Raw genomic sequence first — 6,393 nt, forward strand, 5'->3', positions numbered from 1 at the left:
ACTTGATATTATGATTGAAAACAACATATGTTTATTAACAGACAGTTATAAAGTAACTCATCATTATTTTTACCCAAAAGGGACAGAAAAAATCTATTCATACCTTGAAAGCAGATTAGGTGCTGAATTTAATAAAACTATTTTTTACGGCCTGCAATATATCATAAAAAAATATTTGGAAGGTCAAGTCGTAAATCAGCAAAAAATTGAAGAAGCCGATAAACTTATTTCTAATCATATTGGTGAAGATATATTCAACAAAAAGGGTTGGTATTATATTTTAGATGAATATGATGGATATCTTCCAATAGAAATAAAATCAGTACCGGAAGGAACACCTGTAAATGTTAACAATGTCTTAATGACTGTTGAAAACACTGATAAAAAATCTTTCTGGTTGGTAAATTATCTTGAATCTCTACTTTTACAAGTTTGGTACCCTTCAACTGTTGCAACATTATCTGCTGAGGTAAGGAAATTATCAAAATTTTACCTTGAAGTCACTGGTTCTTCAAAGGATAATTTGGATTTCATGTTACATGACTTTGGATATCGTGGAGCTAGTTCAACTGAATCTTCAATGCTATCTGGATCAGCGCATTTGCTTAGCTTTTCTGGAACAGACACTATTCCTTCATTGACCATTCCTGAAAATTATTACAACGATTCAAATCTATATGGTTTTTCAGTTCAGGCAACTGAACACAGTGTGATGACATCATTAGGTCCTGAAGGTGAATTTGACCAAATTTTGAATGTTATTGATAATGCTAAAAATGGAATATTGTCTATGGTTATAGACTCATATAACTATAAAAACTTTTTAACCGAAGCTGGAAAATCAAATTCTAGATTAAATAACGCAATTACAGATTTTTTAGCTATTGAAGGAAATAAAGTTGTATTTAGACCTGATAGTGGTGAACCCGTAGCAACAACAATTGATTGTTTGAATATCCTTGAGAAAGGTTTTGGATCTTATCTGACAGATAAGGGATATAAGGTATTTGACTCAAATATTGGCCTTTTATGGGGTGACGGTTTAAACTATCATAAAATCAGAGATATCTTATTTGCAATGAAATCTAATGGATGGGCAGCTGAAAATATTATCTTTGGTATGGGTGGAGGCCTTCACACCTCTGTAAATCGTGATACACAGAGAAATGCATTTAAATGTTCTGCACAATTACGTAATGGTAAGTGGATTGATATCTATAAAAATCCATTGGATTCCAGTAAAAAATCCAAAACAGGTAGATTTAAATTAATTAATGAAAATAATTTTTTTAAAACAATACCAATCGATGCATGTGGTGAAGATTGTCTTCAAACTGTATTTAAAAATGGTGAATTGTTAATCGAAGACACTTTCGGTGATATCAAATCAAGAGCGTTAAAATATTCAAATTTTATATAAGGTGGTATTATGTGTACTGCAAGTAATTATATTACAGATAAGAATTATTTTGGTCGTAACTTTGATTATGAAATTTCATATAATGAAAGAGTAACAATTACTCCAAGAAACTATGAATTTAAATTTAGAAAAATTGATGATATTAAATCACATTATGCAATAATTGGAATTGCAGCAGGTATTGATGGATATCCATTATATTATGATGCATGCAATGAAAAAGGATTGTCAATAGCTGGACTAAACTTTCCAGGAAATGCAGTATATAAAGAAATAAATGATGACATGTTAAATGTTGCACCATTTGAATTGATTCCATATATACTTGGCTGTGCAAGCAACCTTGATGAAGCAATTGGACTATTTAAGAAAATTAATCTTGTGAATATTAATTTTGCAGAAGAATTGCCTTTAGCTACTCTTCATTGGATGTTGTCTGATCCAAGTGGGAAATGCATTGTAGTTGAACCATTGGAAGAAGGATTAAAAATTTATGACAATCCTGTCGGTGTTTTGACAAATAATCCTCCTTTTGATAAACAGTTATTTTCATTAAATAATTTTAGAAGTTTATCTATTAAAAATCCTGAAAACACATTTTCCAAAGATTTTGATTTAGATGAATATTCAAGAGGTATGGGTGCAATAGGACTTCCTGGGGACTTATCTTCTTCTTCAAGATTTGCAAAAGCAGCATTTACACGTGCTAATTCCTATACTGATAGTGATGAAGCAAGCAGTGTTGGTCAATTTTTCCATATTTTGGGCTCTGTTGAACAGCAAAACGGATGTACATTTATAGATGATCCTGATTTATATGAATATACAGTTTATTCATCATGTTACAATACGGATGAAGCGAGATTGTATTACAGAACATATAAAAATGCTCAAATAACTGCTGTAAGTCTAAATAATGAAGATTTAGACTCAGATAATTTGATAAATTATCCTTTAATTAATGAAGAACAAATCAATTTCATTAATTAATTTTTTCTTTTTTTTAATTTTTATCTTATTTTTTTTAAAATTAAATAGGTTATTTATACTATAATTTCCTTAAATATTATTATACTAGATAATTTTCATTAGTTTTGTGATTATCTTGTTTAAAAAGGAGGAAATTTTGTTGTATAATATTAAAAAGGTTATCATCATATGTTTGATTGCATTGCTCGTTGTTATTCCAACAGCATATGCAAGCAATAATCAAACAGATTTTGAATTAAATGATAATATTTTATCTGATTCTTATTATTTCGATGCTAATGTTGATGTTTCAGGTAATGGATCATTAAATTCTCCTTATAAAACTTTAAGAAATAATGTTCATGATGATTCTGTAATTTATTTAAATGAAGGTATTTATTCAGGATATTCTATTGAGGTTAATAATATAACTATAATTGGTAAAAGCAGTGAAAACACTATAATTAAAAATATGAATATTGATGTTGATGGTTCACTTGTTATTTGTAATGTTACTTTCATGAATTCAAGAATAACAAATGGTGGTAGCATCACTTTAATAAATTCAATCTTTAAGGACTCATATGCTTCAATTGGTGGATTTTTATCTTCTTCAAATTCTTTTGTAAATATAACTAACTGTACATTTACAAATATTCATGCAACAAATTATGCAGGTGTTATTTATGCAACAAATTCTAATTTGAATATTGCAGATTCTGTTTTCAGTGGAAATTATGCTAATTATTATGCTGGTGTTATTTATTGTGATAAAAATTCAAAAGTAACTATTTCAAACACTAATTTCACCAATAATCAAGCAAAAAACGATGCTGGTGGAGTAATATATGGTAGAGATTCTGAAATTATTGCCAATTATGTAAGTTTCTCAAATTCTTCAGCTACTTTCGGCGGTGCAATAACTGCACTTAATACAAATTTGAATTTAACTAATATTGATGCTCGTGACAATAAAGCAAAATATCGTGGTGGATCAATATACTCTGTTTACGGAGATTATACGCTTGTAAATTCCACATTTGAAAATAATGTTGCTTCAGATGGTGGAGCAATATTTGTTGATTCTCCTGATTTACTTACAGTATCCTCAAATAAATTCATCAATAATAGTGCTTTAAATGTTGGTGGAGGAGTTTATATAATATCAAATGAAACTTATGTAATTTTAAATATTTCATTTTTAAATAATTCTGCTAGCTTTAATAATGATATTTATGAAACTATATTACCTAATTTAACAATTGGTAATGGAGATTATATTTTAATTTATTATAATCAATCATATGATGGTGATCTTCCAAGTAGTTATGATTTAAGAACTCTAAACCAAGTAACTTCAGTAAAAAATCAGGGAAACGGTGGAAACTGCTGGTCATTTGCAGCATTGGCTAGTTTGGAATCCTGTATATTAAAGGCAACAGGCAATGCATATGATCTTTCTGAAGAAAACATGAAAAATTTAATGTCATTATACTCAGAGTATGGATGGGACATTACTCCGAATGATGGAGGATACATTGCAATGGGTATAGGATATCTTACTTCTTGGTTAGGTCCGGTAAATGAAAGTGATGACAGTTACTATGGTTCATCAGCATTATCTCCAGTACTTAATAGTTTTATACATGTTCAAAATATATTATTCTTGAAAAGAACTAGTTACACGGATAATAATGAAATAAAAAGAGCTATTATTGAACAGGGGGCTGTTTCAACCAGTATTTATTGGGATAAAAATAGTTATGCAAATGGAAAAAATTATTATAATTATGACCATACTTCTAGTGCTAACCATGCAGTAGTTATTGTTGGATGGGATAATAATTATTCTAAAACTAATTTTAAGAAAATCGCTCCGGGTGATGGTGCTTGGATAATCAAAAATAGTTGGGGGACTTCTGGTGGTGAAAATGGATATTATTATGTTTCATATTATGATGTACGTTTAGCACCCCTTAACAATCCATCTTCTACTTATACATTCGTCTTAGCAGATTCAATTAAATATGATAAAAATTATCAATATGATATTCCGGGTCAAACTGATTACTTATTGAATTCATCTAGTTCTGTCTGGTATAAAAATAAATTCACAGCAACCGATGATGAATATTTAACTGCAGTTTCAACATATTTCCAAAAAGATACAACTTGGGATTTATATATTTATGTAAATGATGAACTTAAATTAATTCAGTCTGGTAATGCAGTTGCAAGTTACTCAACAATTGAATTAAATCAATTTATACCTCTTAAAATTGGAGATGATTTTGAAGTTGTATTTAAAATAACTGTTGAAGGCAATGCAGGTGTTCCGATATCTGAAATAATTTCACTTAATAATCTGTTTTATGGGGAAAATATTTCATATATTAGCTATGATGGTGAAAACTGGAATGATTTATTTAATTTAACTTGGACATATCCTAATCATTCTTATAAATCACAGGTTGCATGTATTAAAGCGTTTACAGTTTTAAATAAAATTAATTCTACTGTCACTTTAACCATTAATGATGAGTGTAATCCAGTTGAAATAATTGCGACAGTTTTAAATCAGTATGGAAATCCAGTTAATTCAGGCCAAGTCATTTTTAACATTGAAGGAAATGAATACACTGTTGATATTATAAATGGAATTTCAAAATTGAATTATATCTTTAAAAATAGTGGTGTCAAATTAATTAAAGTTTCATTTAACAGTGATAAATATACTGGTTCTTCTTCAAACATAACTATTCATTCAAAACAGGTTTCAATAGTTGCAAATGATATGGTTTCATGTCATAATGGGACTTTTTATTATTCAATTCGTTTGATTGATGATGATTCAAACCCTGTGGCAAATAAGGAAATCAAATTTAAGATTAATGATAAAGTTTATGTCGTTAGCACAGATAGTAATGGAATTGCAAAAGTATCTCTTAAATTAGCATTTGGTAGTTATAATATTGAGATTGGATTTAATGATGTTATAAATAATGAAGGATACAATTTAACTAAAAAAATTACACTCAAATCTTCTATTACAACACTTGCAAATGAAGTATATGTTTATAATTCCAATTATAAGGTAATTCTTTTGGATAATTATGGTAAACGGTTATCAAATTGCAATGTAGAAATCATTGTTAATGGTATAACTGAATATTTGGGCACTGATGATGAAGGTGTTCTTAACTATAATATTGAGTTGAGCCCAGGATCTTATTCAATAACAGTTATTAATCCTGAAACTGGAGGTAAATCAATCCAAAACATTAAGGTTGTCTCAAGAATGACTGGAAATAAAGACATAACCAAATATTTCAGTGTAGTAAGCTATTATAAGGTTAAAGTAGTAGATGATAATGGAAAAATTAAGAAAAACCTTAAAGTTACTATTAAATTGAATGGTAAGACCTATTATAAATACACTGATTCACATGGATATGTTTCATTAAAAATTTCATCCTTAAAAGCTGGAAAATATACAATAACTGCCACTTATAATGGATTTAAAGTATCTAATAAAATAACTGTAAAACATAATGTTATAACTAAAGATATGGCCATTAAAAAAGGAAAAACAGGTAAATTCACAGCAAAAATAGTGGATAGTAAAGGTAATATTTTAAAATATAAAATAGTCACATTTAAATTTAGAGGTAAAACCTACAAGGTTAAAACCAACAAATATGGTGTTGCTACTTTAAAGATAGCTAAAAAGACTAAAATTACTAAATATTCCATAACTACTACTTATGGTAGAGAAACAGTTAAAAATACAATAAGTATTGTAAAATAAGGTTAAATAACCTTATTTATTTGTTTTTATTAATTTACGTGCTGCTTTTAAGTCAGTATTGTAAATGTGGCCAGAAGTTGAGTGGTAGTGAACTCCACCAAAGTTTAATTTTTCACCAACAATTTCTTTGTTGACTTCTTCTTTCATTTTAAGACCTAAATATGCTATGAAAAACATATTTGAGTAAAATGCACCA

At 28.4% G+C, this 6,393-nt stretch carries 4 protein-coding genes; 3 read left to right on the forward strand and 1 reads right to left on the reverse strand.

Annotation, left to right across the window (positions count from 1 at the left end; genetic code table 11):
- Positions 1 to 10 precede the first annotated feature (10 nt).
- From MR875_06450 to MR875_06460, 3 genes are all read left to right on the forward strand, one after another.
- The gene (locus tag MR875_06450; GenBank protein ID MCI6994474.1) at positions 11 to 1,420 is read left to right on the forward strand and encodes a nicotinate phosphoribosyltransferase; all 1,410 of its coding nucleotides are present in this window, start codon (positions 11 to 13) and stop codon (positions 1,418 to 1,420) included.
- Between the two features lie 9 nt (positions 1,421 to 1,429).
- Positions 1,430 to 2,410, forward strand: coding sequence for a choloylglycine hydrolase (gene bsh / locus MR875_06455; GenBank protein MCI6994475.1), 981 nt, complete (start codon positions 1,430 to 1,432; stop codon positions 2,408 to 2,410).
- A 136-nt stretch (positions 2,411 to 2,546) separates the two neighbouring features.
- The gene (locus tag MR875_06460; protein MCI6994476.1) at positions 2,547 to 6,197 is read left to right on the forward strand and encodes a lectin like domain-containing protein; all 3,651 of its coding nucleotides are present in this window, start codon (positions 2,547 to 2,549) and stop codon (positions 6,195 to 6,197) included.
- A 12-nt stretch (positions 6,198 to 6,209) separates the two neighbouring features.
- On the opposite strand, the gene MR875_06465 is transcribed toward MR875_06460, so the two are convergent.
- The coding region (locus MR875_06465) for a thymidylate synthase (protein MCI6994477.1) at positions 6,210 to 6,393 on the reverse strand (184 nt) is incomplete at its 5' end.

The sequence above is a fragment of the Methanobrevibacter sp. genome, assembly GCA_022775905.1.
GTDB lineage: Archaea > Methanobacteriota > Methanobacteria > Methanobacteriales > Methanobacteriaceae > Methanocatella.